Genomic DNA, 2657 nt, shown 5'->3' with positions numbered 1-2657 from the left:
CCGCGCGCGGCGACGCCGTGAAGTCGCCGATGGTCGGCACCGCCTACCTGTCGCCGCAGCCGGGCGCGGATCCGTTCGTGAAGGTCGGCGACAGCGTTTCGGCCGGCCAGACCCTGCTGATCGTCGAAGCCATGAAGACCATGAATCCGATCCAGGCCCCCAAGGCCGGCAAGGTCGTCGAGATCTTGGTCGCCGACGCCCAGCCCGTCGAGTTCGGCGAGCCGCTCGTCGTCATCGAGTAAGCGCGCCATGTTCGACAAGATCCTCATCGCGAACCGGGGCGAGATCGCGCTCCGGGTCCACCGGGCGTGCAAGGAAATGGGCATCGCCACGGTGGCCGTGCACTCCGAGGCCGACCGCAACTCCATGTGGGTGCGCCTGGCCGACGAAAGCGTCTGCATCGGTCCGGCTCCGGCCGCCAAGAGCTACCTGAACATCCCGTCGATCATCGCGGCCGCCGAGATCACCGGCGCCCAGGCGATCCATCCGGGCTATGGCTTCCTGTCCGAGAACGCCCGCTTCGCCGAGATCGTCGGCGCGCACGGCTTCACCTTCATCGGTCCGAAGCCCGAGCACATCCGGATGATGGGCGACAAGATCACCGCCAAACAGGCCGTGAAGGACGCCGGCATCCCGGTCGTTCCGGGCTCGGACGGCGGCGTCTCGACCGAAGAAGAGGCCTTCGAGGCCGCCGACCGTATCGGCTTCCCCGTGCTGATCAAGGCCGCCGCCGGCGGCGGCGGACGCGGCATGAAGGTCGCCCAGACGCGTGAAGACCTCGCCGAAGCGGTCTCGACCGCCCGCGCCGAGGCCCGCGCCGCCTTCGGCGACGACACGGTCTACATGGAGCGCTACCTCCAGAAGCCGCGCCACATCGAGCTGCAGGTCATCGCCGACAGCCACGGCAACGTGGTGCACCTGGGCGAACGCGACTGCTCGCTGCAGCGCCGGCACCAGAAGGTGCTGGAAGAAGCCCCCTCGCCGGCCCTCTCCGCCGAAGGCCGCGCCAAGATCGGCAAGATCGTCGTCGATGCGGTCAAGGCCATCGGCTACCTGGGCGTCGGGACCATCGAGTTCCTGTGGGAGAACGACGAGTTCTTCTTCATCGAGATGAACACCCGTCTGCAGGTCGAGCATCCGGTCACCGAAGCCATCACCGGCATCGACCTGGTGCGCGAGCAGATCCGTATCGCCGCCGGCCTGCCGCTGTCGTTCACCCAGGACGACGTGGTGTTCGAGGGCCACGCGATCGAGTGCCGGATCAATGCCGAGAGCCCTCGCACGTTCACGCCCTCGCCCGGCGTGATCACCGACTTCCACGCGCCGGGCGGCCTGGGCGTTCGCCTGGATTCGGCGATCTACACCGGCTATGCGATCCCGCCCTATTACGACAGCCTGATCGGCAAGCTGATCGTGCATGGTCGTGACCGCGCCGAGTGCGTCGCGCGCCTGAAGCGCTGCCTGGCCGAAATGGTGGTCGGCGGCGTCGAGACCACGATCCCGCTGTTCCAGGACCTCCTGGTGCAGCCCGACATCCTGGCCGGCGACTACGACATTCATTGGCTGGAGCGCTGGATCAAGTCCCAGGAAGCCTAGAGCCTTATCCGCTCGAATGGAATCATTCGAGCGGGAAATAAGGCTCTAAATCAAACATTTAGAGCGTTATAACCGCCGAAACCGCTTACACTTTCGGCTATCACGCTCTAGTCCGGGCCTCGTCATGGAAGACGCCTTCACGGTCGACGACCTGGTCGCTTGCTACGCGCGCGGCGTCTTCCCCATGGCCGACGCCCGCGAGGACGAGAGCCTCTTCCTGATCGATCCCGAGCGGCGGGGCGTCCTGCCTCTCGACGCGCTGCACGTTCCCCGGCGCCTGGCCCGCACGGTGCGCCATCAGCCCTACGAGATCCGCATCGACACGGCGTTCGACGCGGTGGTCGAGAATTGCGCCGCCGCTCGGCCAGGGCGGCTGGAGACCTGGATCAACCATCCCATCCAGCGCCTCTACGGCCAGCTCTTCCAGCGGGGCGTGGCGCACAGCGTCGAGGCTTGGTCGGGGACGGATCTGGTCGGGGGCCTCTACGGCGTGTCGCTGGGCGGGGCGTTCTTTGGCGAGAGCATGTTCTCGACCGCGCGGGACGCCAGCAAGGTGGCGCTGGTGCATTTGGCCGCGCGGCTGATCGTCGGCGGCTACCTGTTGCTGGACACCCAGTTCATCACGGACCACCTGACGCAGTTCGGCACGATCGAGATCAGTCGCGCGGACTATCGGCGACGCCTGGCCAAGGCCTTGACCGTCGAGGGCGACTTCTACGGCTTGGCGGGCGGCGCATCGGGGATCGACTGCTTGCAGGCGATCAGCCAGGCGTCATAGACCGGATGCTCCAGCGGGTGCAGGCCCGGGGAGCTGGCGTACATCCACCCCTTGTAGATCTGGCGACCGGCGGGCGCGGCGCGGCCGGCCTGGGCCTTGGGCTGGGTGTCGATCACCACGTAGGCCGTGGTTTCCGGCGCAACCTCGTCGGCGGCCGCCGTCTCGCAAGCGCGGACGGTGAAGATCAGCGTCTTGTAGCGGATCGGCTGACCGACCGGGACCTCGAACCGCATGGTCTCGGTCGTGACCTTGTCCAGCGCCTGCATGATCGCGATGGCGTAGC

General features: G+C 67.1%; 4 protein-coding genes. 3 read left to right on the top strand and 1 reads right to left on the bottom strand.

Annotated elements, in window-relative coordinates:
• The 3 genes from FCU40_RS22935 to aat all read left to right on the top strand — a co-directional run.
• The coding region (locus FCU40_RS22935; RefSeq protein ID WP_342672579.1) for a biotin/lipoyl-containing protein at window positions 1-242 on the top strand (242 nt) is incomplete at its 5' end.
• A gap of 7 nt (window positions 243-249) precedes the next feature.
• The gene (gene accC, locus FCU40_RS22930) at window positions 250-1596 is read left to right on the top strand and encodes an acetyl-CoA carboxylase biotin carboxylase subunit (RefSeq protein ID WP_004615243.1); all 1347 of its coding nucleotides are present in this window, start codon (window positions 250-252) and stop codon (window positions 1594-1596) included.
• 124 nt (window positions 1597-1720) lie between these two features.
• Window positions 1721-2374, top strand: coding sequence for a leucyl/phenylalanyl-tRNA--protein transferase (gene aat / locus FCU40_RS22925; protein ID WP_004615242.1), 654 nt, complete (start codon window positions 1721-1723; stop codon window positions 2372-2374).
• Here aat and FCU40_RS22920 read toward each other — a convergent pair.
• Window positions 2311-2657: DUF2155 domain-containing protein (locus tag FCU40_RS22920; protein WP_168078102.1), on the bottom strand; the 347-nt coding region annotated here is incomplete at its 5' end. The two genes, aat and FCU40_RS22920, sit on opposite strands and share 64 nt — an antisense overlap.

It is taken from the genome of Caulobacter sp. SSI4214 (assembly GCF_012184455.1).
GTDB classification, from domain to species: domain Bacteria; phylum Pseudomonadota; class Alphaproteobacteria; order Caulobacterales; family Caulobacteraceae; genus Caulobacter; species Caulobacter vibrioides_E.
Note: the sequence above shows the minus strand (reverse complement) of the source record. Positions and strands in the feature narration are given on the sequence as shown.

What these genes read in the sequence shown, in the direction of transcription:
- aat (WP_004615242.1), top strand. Translation starts at nt 1,721, where the DNA reads ATGGAAGACGCCTTCACGGTCGACGACCTGGTCGCTTGCTACGCGCGC.
- accC (WP_004615243.1), top strand. Translation starts at nt 250, where the DNA reads ATGTTCGACAAGATCCTCATCGCGAACCGGGGCGAGATCGCGCTCCGG.